The 21,504-nt window shown below is 65.6% G+C and carries 19 protein-coding genes; 6 read left to right on the forward strand and 13 right to left on the reverse strand.

What is annotated here, in order from left to right; all coding sequences use genetic code 11:
- Window positions 1-14 precede the first annotated feature (14 nt).
- Both U1872_RS10645 and U1872_RS10650 read right to left on the reverse strand, forming a co-directional pair.
- Entirely contained in the window at window positions 15-671 is a 657-nt protein-coding gene (locus U1872_RS10645; protein WP_332792883.1) for an NAD(P)H-binding protein, read from the reverse strand.
- 67 nt (window positions 672-738) lie between these two features.
- The gene (locus U1872_RS10650; RefSeq protein WP_332792884.1) at window positions 739-1,125 is read right to left on the reverse strand and encodes a nuclear transport factor 2 family protein; all 387 of its coding nucleotides are present in this window, start codon (window positions 1,123-1,125) and stop codon (window positions 739-741) included.
- 25 nt (window positions 1,126-1,150) lie between these two features.
- Between U1872_RS10650 and U1872_RS10655 the strand changes: the two genes are divergently transcribed.
- A complete protein-coding gene (locus U1872_RS10655) occupies window positions 1,151-1,897 on the forward strand; it encodes a TetR/AcrR family transcriptional regulator (protein WP_332792885.1) in 747 nt (248 codons plus the stop codon).
- A gap of 29 nt (window positions 1,898-1,926) precedes the next feature.
- A complete protein-coding gene (locus tag U1872_RS10660) occupies window positions 1,927-2,160 on the forward strand; it encodes a hypothetical protein (RefSeq protein WP_332792886.1) in 234 nt (77 codons plus the stop codon).
- A 162-nt stretch (window positions 2,161-2,322) separates the two neighbouring features.
- On the opposite strand, the gene U1872_RS10665 is transcribed toward U1872_RS10660, so the two are convergent.
- Both U1872_RS10665 and U1872_RS10670 read right to left on the reverse strand, forming a co-directional pair.
- The gene (locus U1872_RS10665) at window positions 2,323-3,378 is read right to left on the reverse strand and encodes a sugar phosphate isomerase/epimerase family protein (RefSeq protein ID WP_332792887.1); all 1,056 of its coding nucleotides are present in this window, start codon (window positions 3,376-3,378) and stop codon (window positions 2,323-2,325) included.
- The gene (locus tag U1872_RS10670; protein ID WP_332793612.1) at window positions 3,375-4,505 is read right to left on the reverse strand and encodes a Gfo/Idh/MocA family protein; all 1,131 of its coding nucleotides are present in this window, start codon (window positions 4,503-4,505) and stop codon (window positions 3,375-3,377) included. Before U1872_RS10670 ends, U1872_RS10665 begins: the two co-directional genes overlap by 4 nt.
- Between U1872_RS10670 and U1872_RS10675 the strand changes: the two genes are divergently transcribed.
- Both U1872_RS10675 and U1872_RS10680 read left to right on the forward strand, forming a co-directional pair.
- Window positions 4,489-5,451, forward strand: coding sequence for a 3-keto-disaccharide hydrolase (locus U1872_RS10675; RefSeq protein WP_332792888.1), 963 nt, complete (start codon window positions 4,489-4,491; stop codon window positions 5,449-5,451). The genes U1872_RS10670 and U1872_RS10675 overlap by 17 nt on opposite strands.
- Window positions 5,452-5,562: 111 nt before the next feature.
- Window positions 5,563-6,783 carry an MFS transporter gene (locus U1872_RS10680; protein WP_332792889.1) on the forward strand — a complete coding sequence of 407 codons (1,221 nt, stop codon included), beginning with the start codon at window positions 5,563-5,565 and terminating at the stop codon, window positions 6,781-6,783.
- 151 nt (window positions 6,784-6,934) lie between these two features.
- On the opposite strand, the gene U1872_RS10685 is transcribed toward U1872_RS10680, so the two are convergent.
- Together U1872_RS10685 and U1872_RS10690 are read right to left on the reverse strand one after the other, a co-directional pair.
- Window positions 6,935-9,307: a beta-glucosidase gene (locus tag U1872_RS10685; protein ID WP_332792890.1), complete on the reverse strand. Its 2,373-nt coding sequence runs from the start codon at window positions 9,305-9,307 to the stop codon at window positions 6,935-6,937.
- Between the two features lie 65 nt (window positions 9,308-9,372).
- A complete protein-coding gene (locus U1872_RS10690) occupies window positions 9,373-10,470 on the reverse strand; it encodes an LLM class flavin-dependent oxidoreductase (protein ID WP_332792891.1) in 1,098 nt (365 codons plus the stop codon).
- 195 nt (window positions 10,471-10,665) lie between these two features.
- Here U1872_RS10690 and U1872_RS10695 point away from each other — a divergent pair, with 195 nt between their 5' ends.
- The gene (locus tag U1872_RS10695) at window positions 10,666-11,241 is read left to right on the forward strand and encodes a TetR/AcrR family transcriptional regulator (RefSeq protein WP_332792892.1); all 576 of its coding nucleotides are present in this window, start codon (window positions 10,666-10,668) and stop codon (window positions 11,239-11,241) included.
- A gap of 315 nt (window positions 11,242-11,556) precedes the next feature.
- Window positions 11,557-12,168 (forward strand): NADPH-dependent FMN reductase, encoded by a 612-nt coding sequence (locus tag U1872_RS10700; RefSeq protein WP_332792893.1) that lies wholly within the window; start codon window positions 11,557-11,559, stop codon window positions 12,166-12,168.
- 2 nt (window positions 12,169-12,170) lie between these two features.
- Here U1872_RS10700 and U1872_RS10705 read toward each other — a convergent pair whose 3' ends face one another.
- The 7 genes from U1872_RS10705 to U1872_RS10735 all read right to left on the reverse strand — a co-directional run bounded on the left by U1872_RS10705 (window position 12,171) and on the right by U1872_RS10735 (window position 21,500).
- A complete protein-coding gene (locus U1872_RS10705) occupies window positions 12,171-13,127 on the reverse strand; it encodes a fumarylacetoacetate hydrolase family protein (RefSeq protein ID WP_332792894.1) in 957 nt (318 codons plus the stop codon).
- A 31-nt stretch (window positions 13,128-13,158) separates the two neighbouring features.
- A complete protein-coding gene (locus U1872_RS10710) occupies window positions 13,159-13,938 on the reverse strand; it encodes a cyclase family protein (protein ID WP_332792895.1) in 780 nt (259 codons plus the stop codon).
- A gap of 14 nt (window positions 13,939-13,952) precedes the next feature.
- On the reverse strand, window positions 13,953-15,401 hold the full coding sequence (locus U1872_RS10715; protein ID WP_332792896.1) for an MFS transporter: 1,449 nt from the start codon (window positions 15,399-15,401) through the stop codon (window positions 13,953-13,955).
- A gap of 35 nt (window positions 15,402-15,436) precedes the next feature.
- Complete coding sequence (locus U1872_RS10720) at window positions 15,437-17,131, reverse strand: GMC oxidoreductase (protein WP_332792897.1); 1,695 nt, start codon at window positions 17,129-17,131, stop codon at window positions 15,437-15,439.
- Window positions 17,131-17,748, reverse strand: coding sequence for a gluconate 2-dehydrogenase subunit 3 family protein (locus tag U1872_RS10725; RefSeq protein ID WP_332792898.1), 618 nt, complete (start codon window positions 17,746-17,748; stop codon window positions 17,131-17,133). The genes U1872_RS10720 and U1872_RS10725 overlap by 1 nt, the downstream gene beginning before the upstream one ends.
- Before the next feature lie 145 nt (window positions 17,749-17,893).
- Window positions 17,894-20,230 carry a TonB-dependent receptor gene (locus U1872_RS10730; protein ID WP_332792899.1) on the reverse strand — a complete coding sequence of 779 codons (2,337 nt, stop codon included), beginning with the start codon at window positions 20,228-20,230 and terminating at the stop codon, window positions 17,894-17,896.
- A 112-nt stretch (window positions 20,231-20,342) separates the two neighbouring features.
- Entirely contained in the window at window positions 20,343-21,500 is a 1,158-nt protein-coding gene (locus tag U1872_RS10735) for an alpha/beta hydrolase family protein (RefSeq protein WP_332792900.1), read from the reverse strand.
- Window positions 21,501-21,504 lie beyond the last annotated feature (4 nt).

The following is a 21,504-nucleotide window of genomic DNA, read 5'->3' on the forward strand; positions in this document are numbered from 1 at the left end:
AATGCGGGGCGCGATCAGCGCGCGGCGAGGCGATCGAGCGCGGCGCCGATCGGCGTATCGCCCGCGGTCAGCTCGATGATCGTGCGCGAGATGTCGGGCCGTTCGAGAATGCCCGCCAACGTCGCCGCAACGTCGTCGCGGGTCACGTCGCCATAGGGGATCGCGGCATCGGCGCGGACGTGGCCGGTGCCGGCGTCATCGCTGAGCGTGCCGGGGCGCACGATCACCCAGTCGAGATCGCTGGCTACGAGATGCGCGTCGGCGAGCTTCTTGACCCGCGCATAATTCTCGAACCCTTCGTTGCGATCACCGTCGCGCAGCGCGTCGGGAAACACCGAGACGAGCAGAAAGCGCGCGATGCCCGCCGCCTGTGCCGCTGCAACCGCGCGTTCGAGGCCGCGGCCATCGATCGCGTTGGTGACCTCGATCCCCGCACCGCCCGCGCCGGCGGCGAAGACGACCGCATCGCTGCCCGCCATCAGTGCGGCGTGCGCCGCATCGGACAGCGCGGTCAGGTCGCCCTGGACCGGTGTTGCACCCATTGCGGCCAGCGGAGCGGCCTGCTCGGGCTTGCGATGCAGCGCGATAGCGGTGGTGCCCTTCGCAGCGAGCACCCTGGCCAGGCGCGTGCCGACCTTGCCGGCCGCGCCGACGATGAAAACCTTGGCCATGACGGCTCCTGTTGGAAAAATTGGGCAAGGGCGGGCGGGGCGTCGAGCAACGCCCCTCCGCGCGGGGTCAGCCCTCGTATTGGTGGTAGGTCTTGGCGACGATCTTCCAGCCACCGTCCTGCTTCAGCAGCGTGTGGAAGTCGGTATAGTCGGCGCCGATCGCGTCCTTTTCCATGTCGACGCGCACCACTGCGGTCGTCGGCGTGATCGCCAGCACGTCGATCCGCGTCTTGATGTCAGGAGCGGCACCGTTCTCCGCCACGAAGGCATGCAGGTTGCGCGCGGTGCCGCCCAGCAGTTCACCATTGGTGAAGCCGAACATGACCGCGTCCGCGTGGAAGGCGCGCATCGTCGCATCGGCGTCGCCGATCCGCAGGCCCTCGACATAGGCCTGCGCCGTGGCAACGACGGCGTCAAAATCGCTGGTCGGGATGGTCTTGAGGTTCTTGGACATGGGAAACTCCTGAAACGGCTTGTATTTGAGCTATGCGCGTCACATACTGTATCGTGCGCTACAGAGGCTTATCTGTAGTACTCGCTACAAATCGTCAACCCCGGAAGTGAAAAAAGTGTCTACGCCTGCCGTTCAAAGCCCCATCGAACCCCATCGTGCCAAAGGTCGCCCGCGTTCGTTCGATCGTGCGCAAGCCCTCGAGGCAGCGCTCGGCGTGTTCTGGAAGAAGGGCTTTGCCCCTGCCACGATCGCCGAACTCTGCGCGGCGATGGGGATCAATCCGCCCAGCCTGTACGCCGCCTTCGGCAACAAGGCGCAGCTGTTCATGGAGGCGGTCGCGCATTACGAGCGGCTGTACTGGGATGATGCCTGGGACCAGATTGGCGCCGAGCCCGACGTCCATGCGGCCATCGGGGGTTTCTTCACCAGCGCAGCGCGCATCCTGACGACCCCGGATGCGCCGTGCGGCTGCGTCGTGGTTATGGGCGCGATCAACGTTCCGGCGGAATTCCAAAGCGTCGCGGACGCCTTGCGCCAGCTGCGCGAGGAGGGCCGCCGCCTGTTCCTCGGACGCCTCGAGCGGGGCCTGTCGGATGGCCAGCTGCCGGCCGGCACCGATGTCGAAACGCTGGCGACGACGCTGAACACCTTGCTGCAAGGCATGTCGATCGAGGCGAGCGACGGCGCCTCGCGCGCGCGTCTCGATCAGGTCGCGGTCGGGGCCAGCGCCGTGCTTCCCCAATCCTCACCATCCATCAGGAGACACATATAACGCTGCCTCCCTTCCATCTGGGTTTTCCCGTGCACGACATTGCGGTCGCACGGGCTTTCTGGGGTGATGTGATGGGCTGCCCCGAAGGGCGCGGTTCAGACCAGTGGATCGACTTCGATTTCTACGGCCACCAGATCGTGACGCATCTCGCTCCCGGCATACAGGCGCCCGACGCGGGCGGCAACGCGGTGGACGGCCATCACGTGCCCGTCCCGCAGGCTGAGGTCGTGAGTTCAATCCTCACCGGCAGGACCAGTTTTTGAAAAGCGTTAATTCGGCGAGCCCTAGAGCTCGCCGAGGTCGCCGCACCGCTGCATGCCCGGCGACGTGCCCAATGGTGGCAAGGCCCAGAACAGGCGTCGACGCGATGCCCCGTCGTACGCTACGGGGCCTCGCTTCGACGCCGGGGCACGGCTTCTGCGCGCTTAGCGGATTCCCATCATTTGCCGGTTGCGGATGCTGTCGGCGCTTCCGGCGGCGAAATCGTCAAAGGCGTGGTCGGTCACGCGGATGATGTGGCGGGCGATGAACGGCGCGCCCTCGGCGGCGCCCTGCTCGGGATGCTTCAGCGCGCATTCCCACTCCAGCACTGCCCAGCCGGCGAAATCATAGTGCGCCATCTTGGAGAAGATCGCCGGAAAGTCGACCTGACCGTCGCCCAGCGAGCGGAACCGGCCGGGCCGGTCGACCCAGGATTGATATCCGCCATAGACCCCGGACCGTCCGTTCGGCCGGAATTCGGCATCCTTGACGTGGAAGCAGGCAATCCGCTCGTGGTAGATGTCGAGGAACGCGAGATAATCAAGCTGCTGCAGCACGTAATGGCTCGGGTCGTACAAGATGCGCGCGCGTGGATGACCGCCGACGCGATCGAGGAACATCTCGTAGGTCACGCCGTCGTGCAGGTCTTCGCCCGGATGGATCTCGTAGGCGAGGTCGATGCCATTACCGTCGAACACATCGAGAATGGGCCGCCAGCGCCGCGCCAGCTCATCGAAAGCATCCTCGACGAGCCCTGCCGGACGCTGCGGCCACGGATAGAGATACGGCCACGCTAGCGCACCCGAGAATGTCGCATGCGCGCTGAGCCCGAGCCGGCGGCTCGCAACGGCAGCATGTTTGAGCTGCTCGACCGCCCATTGCTGGCGCGCGGTCGGATTGCCATGGACCTGCGTCGGCGCGAATGCGTCGAACTGCGCATCGTAGGCAGGATGGACGGCAACGAGCTGGCCCTGCAAATGCGTCGACAATTCGGTGATGGCGAGGCCCTTCGACTCCAGCATCCCTTTCACCTCGTCGCAATAATCCTGGCTTTCCGCAGCCCTCGCCAGATCGAAGAGGCGGCCGTCCCAACTGGGAATCTGCACGCCGACATAGCCGAGCCCGGCAGCCCAATCGGCTATGCTGTCGAGGGTGTTGAACGGCGCGACATCTCCTGCAAACTGCGCGAGGAAAATGCCGGGTCCCTTGATCGTTTTCATCGTTTCGCTCCGTTAAGATTAAGCTGCGTCCAGCCGGCGGACGCCAGGCTTGCGGCAACGGTTGTCGAAATGAAGGCCATTCCGCGCACCCCATCGTCCAGACGCGGCAGCAGCGGTGCGTCGCCGCCCCGCAACAGCGTGGCAAAGTCACGGTAGAGGTTGGCGAACGCCTCGAGATATCCTTCCGGATGACCACCCGGCGTGCGCGTCGCGGCACGCGCATCCTGGCCCAACCCGGCGTCGCCTGCGCGAAGGAGCGTGGTTGTGCCGTCGAGCGCGTGGAGCGTCAGCGTGTTGGGATGCTCCTGCCGCCACGCCAGCCCGCCCCGGTCGCCATAGACGCGGATACGCAGGCCGTTGAGTTCCCCGATCTCGATCTGCGACGCGAGCAAGACCCCGCGCGCACCACCTTCGAAGCGCAGCAGCACCGAGCAATCGTCGCCAAGCGCGCGCCCCGGCACGACGGAGCCCAGATCCGCGCAAATTTCGATGACGTGAAGCCCGGTTATGAACTCCGCGAGGTGAAAGGCATGGACCCCGATATCCGCGACGCAGCCCCCCTCGCCCGCTTGTGCCGGATCGACGCGCCATTCTGCCTGTTTGCCGCTCGCCCCGCCCGCCAGCCAGCCTTGCGGATATTCCACCACGACTTTCCGGATCGTGCCAATCGCACCGGCGGCGACCCGCGCTCGCGCCTCGCGCACCAGCGGATAGCCCGAATAAGTATAGGTGAGCGCATAGGGGACCGTCATTTCGCGCACGACGTCTGCCAATTCGAGCGCCTGGGCAAAGGTCGCGGTCATCGGCTTGTCGCTCAGCACGGGAATGCCCGCCGCGATCGCAGCACGCGCCGCCGGCAGATGATGGTGGTTCGGGCTGACGATCGTCACGAAGTCGATCCCGTCGTCGCGCTGCCGCTCGGCCGCGAACATCGTCGCCAGATCAGGATAACCGCGATCGGGGTCGATCCGATAGCCCTCGGCAGCCGAGCGCGAACGACCGGCATCGCGCGCGAAGACGCCAGCGACCAGTTCGATCTCGCGATCCAATTCAGCCGCGATGCGATGTACGGGCCCGATGAAAGATCCCGGTCCACCGCCGATCATGCCCATGCGCAGGCGTCGCATCATCCGCTCCCTCCTTGTTTATTTGAATCACCGTTCTAGTATTGAACTATTGAACCGGTCAACCGGTGGATGGCGTGGAGGCGTGAGGATGAACGTGGGAGTGGATCGCCGGGCGCTGTTGCGGAGCGGCATAATCGGCGCGAGTGCCGTGCTCAGCGGGTCGATTCCCGCGCTCTTGCGCGCCGCCGCCCCCCTCAATCCCTGGCAATTGCTGTTCAACGGTGTCGATTTGACCGGCTGGAGCTTCTATCAGGATGGGGTAGGCACGGTCGATCGGCTTGGCGCGGTGGCGATCGACGACGGCGTGCTGCATTTTATGGGACCGCGCTACCAGCGCAGCCCGGGCGGCGGATTTGGCCGCCTCACGACGCGCGACAGCTACGCCGATTATCATCTCCGGCTCGACTTCCGCTGGGGTATCGAACGCTTCGCGCCGCGCACGCTGGCCAAGCGCAACAGCGGTATCCTGTATCATATGGCACCGGGCGACACCGTTCTTTATCCCGACTGCATCGAATATCAGATGGAGGAGAGCGATCTCGGCGATGCCATCCTGGTCAACACCCAGGGTCTGGAGGGGGCCAACCTCGGAGGCACGCCGGTCTGGCCGACCTATCCGCCGTTCCTGCCAAAAACCTATCCCGACCCCGTCGTGGCCGGCGGGATTGCGCGGCAATGGTACAAGAAAACCGGCGATTTCGAACTGCACGACGGCTGGAACACGCTCGATCTCATCGCTTTCGGGGATCAGGCGGCACACATCGTCAACGGGCGCATCGTCACCACGCTGTTCGGCCTGCGTCAGCGCCCGGTTGACGGCCATCCGGGCGCACCGCTGCGCGACGGCCGGATCGCGCTGGAACTCGAAGGTGCCGAAATCCTGTTCCGCAACGTCATGATCCGCCGGCTTTCCGGCGACGATATCGCGACCCTCAAGCGCGGATAACGCTGCATCTGCCAAGGCGGGAATCCCGTCGAAACGGTCCTTGCGGTGGCACCCATACGCGTCTTATACGATATTAGAACATGGGTTATAAAACCCAGCTGGAGAGTTTTGATGAAGGCGCTCGCCGATTATTTCCGCAGTCTGACGCTAAAACCCCAAGGCATCACCGTGGTGATGGCGGGATTTCTGCCGCTGTTCGCGATCGTATCGATGTTCCCCGTCGTGGCCTCGATGATCCAGCATTTCGCCGATGACCCGGACGCCAAGGCGAAAGTCCCGCTGATGGTGACGGCTCCCGGCCTTACCATCGCCCTGCTGGCACCGTTCGCCGGTTTCTTCGTCGATCGGTTCGGCCGCCGCACGCTGCTCTTGTGGTGCACATTCTTCTACGGCTTGTTCGGCACAGCCCCGTTTTTCCTGAACGATCTCGATACGATCTTCGCATCGCGGTTGCTGCTTGGGGTTACTGAGGCCGGTATTCTTACAATCGTGAACACGCTGATCGGCGACTATTGGGATGACCGCGGCCGCCGCAACTGGCTGTTCCTGCAAGGCATTGCCGGACCGTTTCTTGCCAGCGGCGTGATTCTGCTGACCGGCACCGTCGCCTCGTTGCGCTGGAACGGCGGCTTCCTCGTCTATCTCGTCGCCTTCCCGATCTACTTCGCAATGCTCGCCTACATGTTCGAGCCGAAGCGACCCGAAATTGTCGTCGCGCCGTCCGCGCCGGCGCGCGTCGTGCACCCCTTTCCGATGACGACCGCGTTGCAGGTCGCCGCGCTCACCCTGTTCGTCTCCGCGCTCTATTACGTCTTCATCGTCAACGGCAGCCTGGCCTTCCAGGAGATCGGCGTCACCAGCCCGCAGCGGGTCAGCCAGTTGAGCTGGATTCCCAGCCTGTTCGTGATGTTCGGCGCGCTGCTGTTCCGCTTGCTCGCCGGCCGGTCGAACGCGGTGCAGCTCGGCGCGTTCCTGGTCGTGCTCGGCGCCGGGCTGACCGGTATCGGTCTTTCGACCACCGTTCCCGTCATGGTCATGTCGCTGGTGCTGCAACAGACCGGCGCCGGCATGGCGATCCCGACCCTGATCGTCTGGGCGCAGACCAAGTTCAGCTTCGAGCATCGCGGGCGCGGCATGGGATTGTGGACCGGCGCCTTCTTCCTCGGACAGTTCGTGTCGCCGTGGCTGGTCCACCGGCTCGACCTCGCCACCGGCTCGATCCACGGTGCCTTCCTGGTGGCGGGGCTCGCCGCGCTCGGCGTGGCGGTCGGGGCCCTCGTGGTCGCGCTGCGCACCGGCCTGGGCCGCTCCGCTTTGGCCGAGGGCGCCTGACGCCGGTCATCGCGCCGCCGGATGGCGCGTCGCGATGATCAGCGCGCACGCGAACGGACAGCGCACCGATCCTTCGGCGCGCCGTCCGGTCGCGACGTATCATTTCAAACGAACCGGGGCGGGCTGATCGACGACCAGCCCGCCCACGGGCTCAGCCAGGCATCGTCAGATCAAGCGCGATCCCGCTATCCTCGACCGAGCGGGCGAGCCGCACGCCGACCTGACCGGTCGGGAACACCCATCCATCCTGCCAGCGTCGCAGCCGTGCACGGTCGACGGTCATCGTGACCGTTTCCTCGGCGCCGGGCGCGATCATGACCTTGACGAAGCCGATCAGCGCGCACTCGGGCGTGTCCCGGTATAGCTGCAGCACTTCGCTACCCGCCCGCGGCGAAACGTTGCGAACGGTCGCCGTGACCGTCAGTCCGTCGGCACTCGCCCCTTCGACTGTAAAGCGCGCATAGCCCATGCCGCTGCCCAGCGGATGCCGCGCGCGCTTGCCGTTCGCCACCAGTCCACGATAGCCGATATGCGTGCCCTCGGCATAGGCCAGCTTGCCATCCGGGCCGGGCTTGACGTCCAGCCCGGGATAGTCCGCCTCGTCGCGCGCGATCGTTACCGGCATCCGACCGCCGGGCTCGCGGTCGCCCGCCAGCACCTCTGCCAGCGCATCCCCAAACCCCTGCCCTGGATACCAAGTGAGCAACAGCGCGGCGGCACGGTCTTCCCAATCCGTCGCGAACGCATGACCGACATTGGCGATGATCGCGGTGCGCGGGTTGGCGGCGGTAATCGCCTCGATCAGCGCGATCTGCTCGGGCGCGATCTGCGTGTCGGGACGGTCCTTGCTCTCGACGCTCGAGTCGGACGTCTCGCCGACGATCAGCAGGACCGCATCGGCATCGCGCGCGGCGGCGACCGCACGCGCCAGCATCGCCTCGGCGCTGTCGGGACGGCGGATGCCGTACCACAGCCCCTGCACCCGGGCGCCTTCGTAGCGGAACTCGATCGTGACGTGGATTTCCTGCCCGGCGCCAAGCGAAAACGCCACCATCTCGGCATCCCCGCTCTTGAGCGCGCCCATCACGTCGGATGCGGGAAGCGCGCGCCCGGCCCGCAGGATCTCGACGCCGTCGACCATCAGGCGCGCCTCACCCGTCGCGCCGAGGTAGAACAAATGCTCGCCCGCCTGTTCCGCGATGAAACGTCCGCTGGCGCGGACCGAGCCCGGCCGGTCGAACCGGCCCTGGTCGTGCACCCCGACGAACCAGACCATCGAGTTGGTCGCCCGCGTCTCGCGCGTCAGCGGCTCGCCCGAACAGTCCGTGCTCGCGAAATATTCGAGCGTCATGCCGCTGGTGCAGCCGTCGCCGATATCGCTGGCCGGCATGACCGGCATGTTCGGCAAGCGTGGCTGAGGATCGACACCCGGCTCGAACACGATTTCGCAGGCGGCGCCGTAGCGCGCGCGGATCGCTTCGATCGGGGTCGCCGCGTCGGGCGTGACCGCGATCTTGGCAAAGGTGCCGCCCTGATAGCAGGGCGCCGCGGCATTGGGGCCGATCACCGCGATGCGCCGCGCAGAGCCCGGCAGCAAAGGCAGCATCGCTCCCTCGTTGCGAACGAGCACGAAGCCGGCAGCCGCGGCCTCGATCAGCAGCGCATCGCTCTCGGCCTTGGAGAGCGGCTCCGCCTTGCCGGTCGCAAGTCGCGCCGCAGCGCCCGCAACGCGCTGCGCCGCATCGGCCACGCGCGCCGGACTGACCTGTCCCGCAGCGACCGCCTCGGCGACCTTCGGCCCGAGGAAACGCGCCGGACCCGGCATTTCGAGATCGAGCCCGGCGTTGATCGCCGCCTCGGTCGAGTGCGTGCCGAACCAATCGCTCATGATGAGGCCGCCATAGCCCCATTCGCCCTTGATGATGTCGGACAGCACATGCGCCTGTTCAGCGCACCAGTCGCCATTGACCTTGTTATAGGCCGCCAGCATTCCGACGCAGCCTGCCTGTGCGGCGAGTTCGAACGGCAACAGATAGACTTCGCGCAAGGTGCGCTCGTCGACCTGGACGTCGATCGTGTCGCGATCGGTTTCGCTGTCGTTGCAGACGACATGCTTTGCCACCGCACCCGTGCCGGTCGACTGAACACCCTCGATCCAGGCCGCCCCCAACACGCCGGCCAGCACCGGATCCTCGGAGAAATATTCGAACGCGCGGCCCGCCAGCGGGCTGCGCGCGAGGTTGAGGTTGGGCGCGAGGATCGCGTCGACGCCGCGCGCGACGGCTTCACCCCCGATCAGCATCCCGACGCGACGGCACAAGGCGATATCCCAGCTCGCGCCCAGGGCGGTCGGGCACGGCGACAGCAACGATACGTCGCGTTCGTCGATCCGACCGCTCGCAATGCCCATCGGTCCGTCCGCCATGGTGAAGGACACCACCCCGGCATCGGGGATGGCCACGCTCGACCACATCGCCCCGCCGGCCGTCAGCGAGGCCGACTCGTCGATTGAGAGATCGCGCATCTACAGGCTTCCTTATCGTGGTAACGCCGGCGCGAACCCGCCCGGCCAGTCGTGAAGGGCGACGATCAGCGGAGGCGCGGCATCACCTTGGTCGAGAGCAAGTCGACCGTCTGCGTCGCGAAATCGAGCCGCTGCTGCGTCAGCGGCCCCGTCGTCGTACCACACAGGATATTGCCGATGCCAAGCTCGGCATAGGGCGCCAGATGCTCCGCAACGGTATCGGGCGAGCCGTACAGGCACCAGGTGCCGATCCAGTCATCCGAGAGCGCGTCGGGCGTCCGGTCAGTCTTCTTGTTGGCGTCGTCGCTTTCGGCGCGGGCGTTGAATTCGGCCTCGCGCTCGACCGCGTCCTGATACGCCCGCAGGATGATCTCGAGCTCTTCGCGCGCCTGGTCGTCGCTCTCGGCGACATGCACCGCCTGATAGGTATGCGTCGTCCACGACAGCGCGTCGGCGACGACGGCATCGTCATGGCCAGCCGCCAGCAATTGCGTCTTATAGTTTTCGAAATGCTTCTTCACGTGAACGAACGGTTCGGTCCCGCCGATCTTGGGTGGGGTGAAGGCGGGGATGAAGGCGGGCCAACCATTTTCGGCTGCACGGCGAACGCTGCTTTCGCGGAATGCCACCGGCATCAAGCGCGCATGCTTGGCACCATAGGCCGCAGGCGCGATCCGCTGGATGACCTTGCCCTGATGCGGTCCGTTGTCGATCACGATGGCGGGATCGTCCATGCCCTTCGCCCACAGCGCCTCGGCCAGCGCGAGATTCCGCTCGGCAATCTCGCCGGATTCCTTGTAGTTGACGCCGAAGCCGATCATCTCTTCGGGCGTCGTTCCCGATCCGACGCCGATCAGCAGCTTGCCGTCGGTGAGCTGGTCGAGAATGTTGATCCGCTCGACGAACCGCACCGGGTGGTGCAGCGGCACCGACACTACGGAAAAGCCGAAATACATGTCGGGCAGCTTGGCCGCGAGGTAGCCGGCGAAGATGAAGCTGTCGCTCGCGACGGGCATATAGCCGTTGAAATGGTGATCCGGCATGAAGATCGCCTCGAATCCCGCCTTCGCCGCGTGCGTCGCATGACGCTCGAGGTTCTGGATCAACGCACGATCTTGCTCGGGTGCCATCGAACGCGCATTGAGAAATACCGAGAAACGCATGTAACCCCTCCTTGCTGGTGGGTGGTCCCACCATGCCGATCATACAATTAGAATTGACGTTCTTATTTTGATAGGGTTTGTTCGCTGCTTATGTCAACCATCTTGAATCCAAGTTCGGCAAAGCCTTCGGCATCGACCGACGACTCTGTCAGTCGGAAGCCCCAGCAGGGTCGCAGCAAGGCGTCGCTCGAACGCATGTTGGCCGCCACCGAGCAATTGATGCTAGAACGCGGCAGCGAAGATTTCACGCTGCAGGAAGTCAGCACGGTCGGTTCCGTGTCGGTCGGCTCGATCTATCTGCGCTTCGAGAGCAAGGATAATCTGGTTCGCGCGGTGATCGCGAGCGAGCTCGAGCGCGTCATGTGCGATGAAGACGCGATGCTCGCCGAGGTGCTCGCCGCGGCATCGTCGATCGACACCTTCATGCCGCGCTTTGTCGAATCCTATTCGGAGGTGCTGCGGCATCATTCGCCCCTGCTGCGGATCATAATGCAGCGGGCTGCGCAGGACCCGCTGGTCTCTGAATCGGGTCGGCGCAGTGCGCATCGATCGGAGAACGCCGCGGTTGCGGCGATCCTGTCGTTCAAGGACGAAATTGGCGGCGATAATGCACAGCAGCGCGCTACCGCGACCTTCCACATCATCTTTGCCACCCTTGCGCGTCAGCTCAGCCTGGGTTCGACAGACGAGTCGGCCGGCGATCTGGACTGGGCAGAACTGAAGATACAGCTTGCCGAGATGTGCGCGGCGTATCTCAAAAAGGCCGGATAGCGCCCCGGCGCTTCGTCGGCCATCGCCGACGCGGAAACCCGGCGACATCTTCGGGCAATCACGGCATGCCCGATCGGATCGCGGCGCAAGATCACGACCCTTGGCGACACGCCCGCAACCAGCTGGTCGGTTTTCCAAAGCCACCCGCTTCGGCGTTTTTCGCGCCTTTGGCGCATCGTGCGGGCAGCTCTCACTGTTCTGGCGGCGCCCGCGACTCCGCGGCCGAAGAAGAGTTCGCGCCGCGGCAAATTTGACAGGCACCCGCCAGTCTGTATTATAATCGCTGTTCTAATATGAAATAGCGGAGTGCTTCCTGTGACCCCTGTATCGGCCGGCAAAATTCCGAAGATCGTGGGATTCGGCGGTACGACCCGCCCGGGTTCGTCCGGTGAGCGTGTCGTCCGCGCCGTGCTGGCCGAATGCAGCGTAATGGGCGCCGACACGCACATGTTCGGCGGCGACGAATTGGCGCAGCTCCCGCATTTCGCGCCCGAAAACGACCAGCGGACCGCGGCGCAGACAGCGTTTGTCGATGCGATCCGTGGCTGCGACGGCATCGTCATCGGCACGCCTGGCTATCATGGCGGCGTGTCGGGTCTGGTCAAGAATGCGATCGACCTGCTCGAAGATCTCAACCGAGACGAGCGCGTCTATTTCGACGGCCGCGCGGTCGGCCTCGTGGTGACGGCCGCCGGGTGGCAGGCGTGCGGCGTGACGCTGCAGGCCTTGCGCGGCATCGTGCATGCGATGCGCGGCTGGCCGACCCCCGTCGGTCTGGCCATCAACACCGTCGAACAGAAGCCGTTCGATGCGGACGGACGTGTCGTGGATCCGGGCCTGAAGCAGCAGATCGCGCTGCAGGCCCGACAGATCCTGTTCCTCGCCGGTGCGAGCGCAGGGCCGGCGGTCACAGCCGCCGTCGCCTGACGCTATCGCTGCACGACGCGTTGGTCGATGGCGCCGAAGATCGACGCGCCGTCGGCCACCACCTCGATCCTCACGCGATCACCGAAGCGCATGAAGCCTGTGGTCGCGGCGCCATTGTCGACCATCTCGATCGCGCGGCGCTCGGCGATGCAGCTCGATCCGACCTCGCGATAGCTTTCGTTCGACACCGTGCCCGACCCGATGATCGTCCCGGCACAGAGGCTGCGGGTGCTCGCGGCGTGCGCGACGAGGTCGTGAAACCCGATCTGCATCGCGCCGCCCCCGGCCGCCCCGAAGCGCCTGCCGGCATAGTCGACCAGCATCGGCAGATGGATCCGGCCGTCGCGCCAGGCGGCGCCGAGCGTATCGGGCGTCACCGCGATCGGCGCCAGGCTCGAGGCCGGCTTGCCGCGCACCCAGCCGAAGCCGGTGCGCATTTCGGCGGCGCCGATCGCGCGCAGGCTCCAGTCGTTGAGCAGCAGGACGAGCTTGATATGACCGAGCGCCGTTTGCGCGTCGGTCCCCATCGGGACGTGATCCACGACAACCGCGAATTCGGCCTCGAAGTCGATCCCGTGCGCTTCGTCGGGCAAGGCGACGTCGGCATGGCCGGACAGGAATTCGTGCGACAGGCCCTGATACATCAGTGGCGGCCCGGGCGGAATCGGGGGCAGGTCATAGGCTTGCTGCAACAGCTCGCCGTGGCTCGGATAGGCCGACCCGTCGAGAAACTGCCACGCGCGCGGCAGCGGCGCCAGGGTCGCGGCGACATCGAAGCGCTCGCTTCCGGAGCCCGTCGGGTCGAGCGCAGCCAGCGCCGGGGCGCAGCGTGCCCAATCCTCGATCGCCTCGCGCAGCGAGCCGGCAATGGGGTCGGCGCCGATCATCCGGGTGGCGTCGTCCGACACGCGAACGAGGCGACCGTCGGGCGTGCCGTTGGCGAGTGTCGCAAGCTTCATTTCGTCACTCCGTTCGAGCGTGCCGGGCGCGTCATTGCTCGAAGATCGCGACGGCGCGGGTCCAGCCCGCCGAGGCGCCCTTGATCTTGTAGGGGAAGCACGAGACGATGAAGCCGCTCGCCGGCAACTGGTCGAGATTGGCCATCTTCTCCATGTGGCAATAGCCGATCTCGCGCCCCGCCTTATGGCCTTCCCAGATCAGCGAGGTATCGCCCGTCTCCGCCACCCGCTGCGCGGTGTAGCTGAACGGCGCATCCCAGCTCCAGGCATCGGTCCCCGTGACGCGCACGCCGCGCGTCGTCAGGTACATCGTCGCTTCATAGCCCATGCCACAGCCGACATTGACGAAGTCCGGTCGGCCCAGCGCCGCCCCGGCGGCCGTATTGACGAGCACGATGTCGAGCGGCGCCAGCGTGTGCCCGATCCGCGCCAGTTCGGCCTCGACCTCGGCGGCGGTGACGACATGACCATCGGCGAAATGCCGGAAATCGAGCTTCACGCCCGCCTGGAAACACCATTCGAGCGGCACTTCGTCGATCGTCGCGGCGGGTGCACCCCCGTCCATCGTCGGATGATAGTGCCACGGCGCATCGAGATGCGTGCCGTTGTGGGTCGACAGCGTGATCGTCTCGGCCGCCGCGAAGCCGAGCCCGCCCGGCATCTGCTCGGCGGTTACCCCGGGGAAGAAGTGATTGGCCTCGGCCATCGTCGTGGCATGCGTGGTATAGTCGATCTTTGGGCGCATGAACGGCGGGTCGCTGACCACGTCATTGGTGAGCGCGATGGACAAGTCTACGAAGCGACGCGGCATGCGGATCTCCTGTATCAAACGGCCGGGACGCGGACGTCGACCGTCGCGCCATCCGGCTTGGGAAAGACGTCGCGCGGCAGCAGCACCGCGGCGATGGCGCAGATGACGAACAGCGTTTCGATCAGCGCCAGCGCCGCCAGAATCGGCGGCACGCCGACCACGCCCGACGCCGCGAAATAGGCCGCACCGACCAGCGCCACGCCGAGCGCGCTGCCCAATTGCTGGCTCGTCTTGAGCAGGCCGCTTGCCGCACCGGCGTGCGCGCGATCGATCCGCGCGACCGCGATCGGCGGGATCGGTCCCGACAGCATGCCCATGCCGACTCCGGCGGCAAGCAGCACCGGCACCAGCAGTACGGTTTGCGCGCCCCCGCCGAGGATCCACAGCATGATAAAGCCGACCGACGCCGCCAGGATCGCCGCCCCCCCCACCAGCACCCAGCGGCCATAGCGCGGCACCAGTCGCCGCCCGATCAGGCCGATGCCGATCATCACGCCGATGCTGAACGGCGTGTGCGTCATGCCGGCGCGCAACGGCGAATACCCCAGCACGCTCTGCAGCGTATAAGCGAAGAGGAACAGGAAGCCGGTCATCCCGGCCGAGAAGCTGACCGCGATCAGCAGGCCCTGGCGAAAGGTCGCCACTGCGAACAGCGCCGGGTCGAACACCGCCGGACGGCCGGAGGCGACGCGCCGTTTGAGATAGTGCCATCCCAGCAGCAGCAGAAGCGGCCCCAGCGCGAGCGACGCCCAGTTCCACCACGCCCACACGGCATCGCGCTCGCGCACCAGCGGCAGCAGCAGCGCGGCGAGCCCGGCGCCCATCAGCAGCGTACCGACGGCGTCGACCCCCGCCGCCCGCGCCGATCGCGCGCGGGGCAGGAGATACCACGCCGCGACCAACGCCAGCGCGCCGATCGGCACGTTGATCAGGAACACCGCACGCCAGCCCGTCCCGAACAGATTGGCGGCGATCAGCAGACCGCCGAGGATTGGACCGAGAATCGCCGAAAGGCCGCCGATCACGCCGAACCACGACAGCTTCCCGACGCGTTCGAGCGGTGCGTACATCACCTGCATCAGCGCGAGCACCTGCGGCGCCATGATCGCCCCCGCCGCGCCCTGCACCAAGCGCGCGATGACGAGTTGCAATGCATCCTGCGCCAGGCCGCATAGCAGCGAGCCGAGCGTGAAACCGCCGACTCCGAGCAGGAACATCGCGCGATAGCCGAACAGGTCGCCGAGCCGCCCGCCGAGGATCAGCAAGACGGCAAAGCTCAGCGAATAGCCGGCGACCACCCATTGCAGCAGCACCGCGCTGGCCGCGAAATCGTGCTGGATCGAGGGAAGCGCGGTATTGACTATCGTCGTATCGACGATCTCCAGCACCAGCGCCGAGATCAGCGTGAAGAACGCCAGCGACTTCTGCCGCGCGGTCATCGCGTCGGCATCGAGCGGCGGCACTACGCTGTTGGCGGTCCCGACCGCGCGGGAGCCGCTCAGAGCGCGCCCTCCTTGAGCATCCGCACGGCCGCATCGCAGGCACGCGCGGTCAGCGCCATATAGGTCAGCGACGGATTCTGGCACGCGGTCGAACTCATCTGCGCGCCATCGGTGACGAACAGATTGGGCACATCGTGCGCCTGGCTCCAGCGGTTGAGCACCGAGGTCTTCGGATCCCAGCCCATCCGCGCACCGCCCATCTCGTGGATCGCGGTGCCGCCCGGCCCCGGCGTGTCCGAGCCCATGATGACGGTGCCGCCGGCCTCGGTCAGCATCGCGGTGGCTTCGGCCTTTGCCTCGGCCAACGCGGCATGCTCCTCCTTGCCGAAGGCGAAGGCGACGTCGAGCACGGGCAATCCGTTGGCATCGGTCTGCGTGCGGTTGAGCGTCAGCCGGTTCGACGCGCGCGGCATGCAGTCGGCGAAGCCGACCAGCACCATCCGCCACGGACCGACTTCGCGCAGCGAATCCTTATACTCCGCGCCGATCCCGGCTTCGCGCTTGCCGCGCGACCAGCCGCTCTGCAACGCGCCGCCCTGGAAGGAGAAGCCGCGGCTGTGCCCCTTGCCGTCGAGCGTATCCATGTTGCGGAAGCGCGGGATGACGACACCGGTCGGCCGGTTGCCGAAGCTGGTATGCTGTTCGTAGCCCGGCATCAGCGCCAGCGCCGACAGGGTGTTGGCGTGATCCATGATGTGCGTACCAAGCACGCCGCTCGAATTGGCGAGCCCGCCCGGATGCGCTTCGGTCGCCGAGTTAAGCAGCACATGGACGCTGTTGAACGCCCCGGCATTGAGGAACACGACGCGCGCGGTGGCGCGTTTGCGCTGCTTCGATGTGGTATCGATGAACCGCACGCCGGTCGCGCGGCCGGTCCGCGGATCGGTTTCAATCGCCTCGACCACCGAGTCGGTCACCACGGTCAGCAGGCCGGTCTTCATCGCTGCCGGCAAGGTGCTGCTCTGCGTCGAGAAATAGGCGCCGTAGGAGCAACCGCGCGCGCAGATCGAGCGATATTGGCAGGCCGAACGGCCTTCCTTTTCCTGCGTCAGATTGGCGGTGCGGCCGATCGTCAGCCGGCGTTCGGGCCATTTCGCGCCGATCCGCGCGCGCGCGGCCTGTTCGACCACGTTGAGCGCCATCGGCGGCTGGAACTTGCCGTCGGGCAATTGCGCGAGTCCCTCGGCCGCACCCGACACGCCGATGAACTCCTCGACCTTGTCATACCACGGTGCCAGCTCGGCATAGCGGATCGGCCAGTCGGTGCCGAACCCGTCGCGCTTGTTCGCGCCGAAATCATAGTCCGACCAGCGATATGCCTGCCGCCCCCAGGTCAGCGAGCGTCCGCCGAGCTGATAGCTGCGGAACCAGGTGAAATCGGTGCCCGGCTCGGTCGAATAGGGATTCTCGCGATCGTTGACGAAATGGTTCTGGGTGAATTCGGTGAAGTGGCGATTGATGCGCTGGACCGGATACTCCTTGGCGAACAGCTCGGGATCGCCGAGACCGCGAAACGGCAGGTCCCACGGCGCCAGCGTTTCGGTCACATAATCCGACCCATGCTCGATCTTGCGACCGCGCTCGATCATCAGGACCTTCAGCCCAGCCTCGGTAAGTTGCTTTGCCGACCAGCCGCCGGTGATGCCGGAGCCGACGACGATCGCATCGAATTGGGGGGGGGTGTCAGGCATCATCCGAAATCCACTGCTGTCCAGTCGCTCGACCAGGCGCGATCTCCGGGATGGAGCGGCAGGTCATTATCGTACCGGCCCGGGACCAGTTCGTAGCGCAATTCCTTCGAGGCGCCGACCTGCGACGTGTAATAACCGATCAGGATCAGCGACTTGATCTGCTTCCACGGCGACGCGACGGCATTTGCCGCATAAGTGGCGGCATCGACCCGCCGCAGGATGCCGGCGCGTTCGGCCGCGGTGCGCGCGAGGAAGTCGCCACGGGCGTGGCGGTCGAGCTCTTCCTCGAGCCAGGGGACATGGCGGATCGATCCGTCGCGGCGCAAATAGCGGGGAAATTGCGGGGCTGCCGCGCTCGCCACCGGCACCAGGCTGCCGTCAAGTCCGGCAGCCAGCGCCATCAGCACGAAATCACCGACCGCGATATCGCCTGCCCCGGCGGTCGCGGTGCGCGGCAGCGTCAGCTGGCTGACGTCCCGCAACAGCGCCCGCTGGCGGTCGGTCGGCGCCTCGTCGTCGCCCGACGCGACCAGCTTGAGCGTGGCGATCGGGGCGCCGACCACGAGCGCCAGCAAGGCTGCCCCGCCAGCAAAATCGCGGCGGGACCAGGTTCGCACGCCAGACACTTCGGGCAACATCCGTCTCCTGTCGGCCACTTCATGGCCTTTCGCCGGACATATCCGAACGATTATTCTATTTCTAGCGCAATCGTGCCGCGCGGCGACGAATGTTGCCCTTCGCCAGAGTGATTATGGCGCTGGATCAGAAGTTGACCGAGGCGCGGAGGCCATAGGTCCGCGGCGTGCCGAACTGCCAGTTGAAGACCCGGTCGGGACCGGCGGCGGTGAAGCCGGCAAACACCAGCGGCCGGATGTTTTCGAGGTTGCGGACATAGGCCTGGATCGCGAACCTGCGGCTGGCCGGCCGATATTCGAGGTTCAGATCGGTCGACGTATAGGCGGTCTGACGCGAATCGCGATAATTGAAGATGTCGAGATAATAGTCGCTCTTGAAGCGCGAATAGGCCTCCGCGGTTAGAGAGCCGGCGCTCCCCAGATCGAACACGTGCTGATAATCGACCGAGATGACATATTTCGGCGTTTGCGGAATACGATTGCCGCTGAGATCGGACAAAACCGGCTTGCCCGCTGCATCGATCAGCGACGTGTTGCCCGGGGTGGTCAGATCGATCAGCGAATAGGTCGCGGCGAACTGGTTGTAGCGGGCATGCAAATAGTTGAAGCTCGCCGTGAAGGTATCGTTGCGCGAAAGCTTGATGACGGTGTCGGCCTCGACGCCATAGATCGTCGCCTTGCCGGCATTGAACGTCTGTTCGCCGACGGCGGCGTCGAGCAGCACGTCGTTCTGCAGATTGCGATAGTCGTAATAGAAGCCGGCGACGTTGAAGATATGCTGCGAGCGCTCGCCGAACTTGAGCTTCAGTCCGCCTTCGTAGGCGGTATTCGACTCAGGCTCGAACGACCTGACCGGGTCGAACCCACCCGCCTTGTAGCCGGTCGACACCTTGGCGTAGACCAGCGTGTCGCTGTTCGGCTTGTAGTTGAGGCCTGCCAGCCAGGTGACCTTGTTCCCGCTATAGCTGAGCGCAAGGTTGGTCGGGGCGGCATTGGTCAGCGGGACGGCGCCCGAATTGAACACGAAACCGTAGTTGCGATAGATCGCATTGCGGCTGTCGTCGGTATAGCGAAGTCCGCCGACCGCAGTGAACTGCTCGCCAAGCGGCACTTCGACCTGGGCGAAGGCGGATTTGCTTTTGCTCGTCGTCGGATGCTTGAAGTAGGTGATGTAACTGCCGTTGGGTCCGATAAAGGGCGAGTACAGCCCGCCGTCGGTATCCTGGTCTTCCTTGAAGTAGAACAGGCCGCCTTGGTAGATGATGCCGTTAAGCACGCCGTTCAGGCGCAACTCATGGCTCTGGGTCTTCACCGAAGCGGCGAAATTGGTGAAAGCATAAGCGGGCGACAGCGTGTTGTAGCCCGAGTTTCCGACGTCGCGATACCCGCCAGTGTAGGTCAGCGTGGCAAAACCGAGATCATAGGCGACGCGACCGCGAACCGCGGTCGAGCGGAGGATATACCGGCCCGTGCCGAGCAACGGCGTGTCGTACGACTCGCGGTTGATCTTGCCGAGGAAGTTGGTGTTCTGCGGGATGCACTGCGTGCCCGGCGTCGATTGCCCGATCTGGACGTAGCCATTACCGGCGCACCCGGCGCCGGGCGCGTTGCCGGCTTGATTCAGGTCGGCATAGGCCTGCGCGGCTGGTACGAAATCCTGCTCGACATGCTCTACCGCCGCATCGATCGTCAGGCCTGCGACCGGCTTGAGCCGCACGCTCGCGCGACCGCCATAGGTATGGTCCGAGCCGCTGCGGCTTTGGTAGCGCGTGGGGAATTGCGGGGTCGAGACCGGTTGGTTGGCGTGATAATTATAACCGTCGTGATCGCTGTAGATGCCGGACAGCCGGATCCCGCCGACGTCGCCGAACGGAACGTCGACCCCACCTTCGGCGATCAATTGATTGAAATTGCCATAGCTGACCGAGGCGTTTGCACCCAACACGCTGCCTGGCTTGCGGGTGATGAAATTGACCGCGCCGCCGGTAGAGTTGCGACCGTACAGCGTGCCCTGCGGCCCCCGCAGCACCTCGATGCGGTCGATGTCGAAGATCGAGGCATTCAGGATCGTCGGGCGGTTGATATATTCGCCGTCGATGTTGACCGCGATCGACTGGTCCTGCGCCTCATTGTTGTTGAGCGATCCGACACCGCGGACGGTGACGCGCGTATTTGTCGTGTCACTGGTGATCTGCAACGCCGGCGAGACGCGTTCAGCGGACGCGAAATCGGTGACGCCGGCCTTGCGCAGCGCCTCCCCAGAAACGACGCTGATCGCGATCGGAACGTTTTGCACGCTCTCGGACCGGTTCTGCGCCGTTACGATGATGTCCGCAGTGGCGGAATCCGATTGCGCGGCGGATGGCGGCGGAGGGACCGCGCCGCTTTGCGTCTGCGCACCCGCGGCAGAGCTCGCCAGCAAGCTTGTACCCGCCAACAAAATACGGATCGATCGACTCGTCATGTGAAGTTCCTCCCCTAACACGCGGCTTTTTGCGCCGTCATAATAGAATATGCGTTCTAGTGTGCGGAATCTGATCTACTGTCAAGGCTCGCCCCAAGATCGGCCGAAAGCCTCACCCCGCCGTGGTGCCGAGCGTCTCGCTGAACCAGTCCGCGATGTAATCCCGACCGAACGCCATGTTGTCGGCGCCGACATGCTCGACCCCGCCCTCGCGTGCGGTGAAGATCTTGAGTTCGGGCCGCGGGCTGGCGGTCAGGCCGGCCAAGGTCCGGTGCGCATAGTCCAGCGCGATCTGCCGGTCGTGTTCGCCGTGCGTCACCAGGAACGGCACGGTGATCCGCTCGACCACGCCGTCGAGCGTCATCGCCGCCGACTTGTCGTGGAAGTCGTCCATGTCGCGCGCGCCGAACGCCCACATCACATGCGCCCAATAATGCGGCACGGGGTTTTCGCCCTCGCGGCGCAGGCGCTTCTGCTGCACCTCGGCCCACTCGTGATTCGCGCCCCAGACGGCGCCGCTGGCAAAGCGCGGTTCGAACGCCACCGCACGCGGGGCGAAATGACCGCCGAGGCTGATGCCGGTCATGCCGATCCGCGAGAGATCGACCTCCGGCTGCGCCTCGAGCCAATCGACCGCCTTCGACGCCCAATGCTCGCTGTGCGGATCGACCGGAAGCCCCTGCAGCCGCAGCGCCTCGCCGCTTCCGGGCTGGTCGACGCACAGCGTGGAAATGCCGCGCCGCGCCAGTGCCTGCGGGAGGCGCGACCAATAGAGCAGCTCCTTGCAGCTATCGAGCCCGTTGCAATAGACGACCACGGGGTGCGGCCCCGCCCCCGCTGCACGCGTGAACAGCGCCGGCATGGTGCCGGTCGCCAGCGGGATCTCGACGCGTTCGCGATCGATCTGACCGAGCGCGGTCGAGCGCTCGAACGCCTCGAGCGCGCGCGCATAGGTCTGCGTGCGGCCGGGATGGCCGTGGCCCTGCATCCGCTCGGCAGTGATGAGGTAGAGCGACGCGCGCTCGAGCTTGTTCGAGGCCGAGAAGCGCCGCCCGCGCGCCTCGTCCTCCGCCGCGAGGTCGAGCAGCTTGTCCGCCATCGCAACCCACTGCGCCATGAACTGCGGCGTGCCCGCGTCGGCGCCCCCCGCCGCCGCGTCGCGGATCGGCTGACACATGTCGATGATCTCGCCGATCTGCGCGCCGCTCTCGATCGCGATCGCGACCGAGAGATTCCAGATATAGTTCGGAAAATACTCGAACAGGGCCATGCGC

It is taken from the genome of Parasphingomonas frigoris, assembly GCF_036663815.1.
GTDB lineage: Bacteria > Pseudomonadota > Alphaproteobacteria > Sphingomonadales > Sphingomonadaceae > Sphingomonas.

Coding starts and splice junctions, on each gene's coding strand:
- U1872_RS10645 (WP_332792883.1), bottom strand. CDS start 671: ATGGCCAAGGTTTTCATCGTCGGCGCGGCCGGCAAGGTCGGCACGCGC.
- U1872_RS10650 (WP_332792884.1), bottom strand. CDS start 1,125: ATGTCCAAGAACCTCAAGACCATCCCGACCAGCGATTTTGACGCCGTC.
- U1872_RS10665 (WP_332792887.1), bottom strand. CDS start 3,378: ATGAAAACGATCAAGGGACCCGGCATTTTCCTCGCGCAGTTTGCAGGA.
- U1872_RS10675 (WP_332792888.1), top strand. CDS start 4,489: ATGCGCAGGCGTCGCATCATCCGCTCCCTCCTTGTTTATTTGAATCAC.
- U1872_RS10670 (WP_332793612.1), bottom strand. CDS start 4,505: ATGCGACGCCTGCGCATGGGCATGATCGGCGGTGGACCGGGATCTTTC.
- U1872_RS10680 (WP_332792889.1), top strand. CDS start 5,563: ATGAAGGCGCTCGCCGATTATTTCCGCAGTCTGACGCTAAAACCCCAA.
- U1872_RS10685 (WP_332792890.1), bottom strand. CDS start 9,307: ATGCGCGATCTCTCAATCGACGAGTCGGCCTCGCTGACGGCCGGCGGG.
- U1872_RS10690 (WP_332792891.1), bottom strand. CDS start 10,470: ATGCGTTTCTCGGTATTTCTCAATGCGCGTTCGATGGCACCCGAGCAA.
- U1872_RS10695 (WP_332792892.1), top strand. CDS start 10,666: ATGTTGGCCGCCACCGAGCAATTGATGCTAGAACGCGGCAGCGAAGAT.
- U1872_RS10705 (WP_332792894.1), bottom strand. CDS start 13,127: ATGAAGCTTGCGACACTCGCCAACGGCACGCCCGACGGTCGCCTCGTT.
- U1872_RS10710 (WP_332792895.1), bottom strand. CDS start 13,938: ATGCCGCGTCGCTTCGTAGACTTGTCCATCGCGCTCACCAATGACGTG.
- U1872_RS10720 (WP_332792897.1), bottom strand. CDS start 17,131: ATGCCTGACACCCCCCCCCAATTCGATGCGATCGTCGTCGGCTCCGGC.
- U1872_RS10730 (WP_332792899.1), bottom strand. CDS start 20,230: ATGACGAGTCGATCGATCCGTATTTTGTTGGCGGGTACAAGCTTGCTG.
- U1872_RS10735 (WP_332792900.1), bottom strand. CDS start 21,500: ATGGCCCTGTTCGAGTATTTTCCGAACTATATCTGGAATCTCTCGGTC.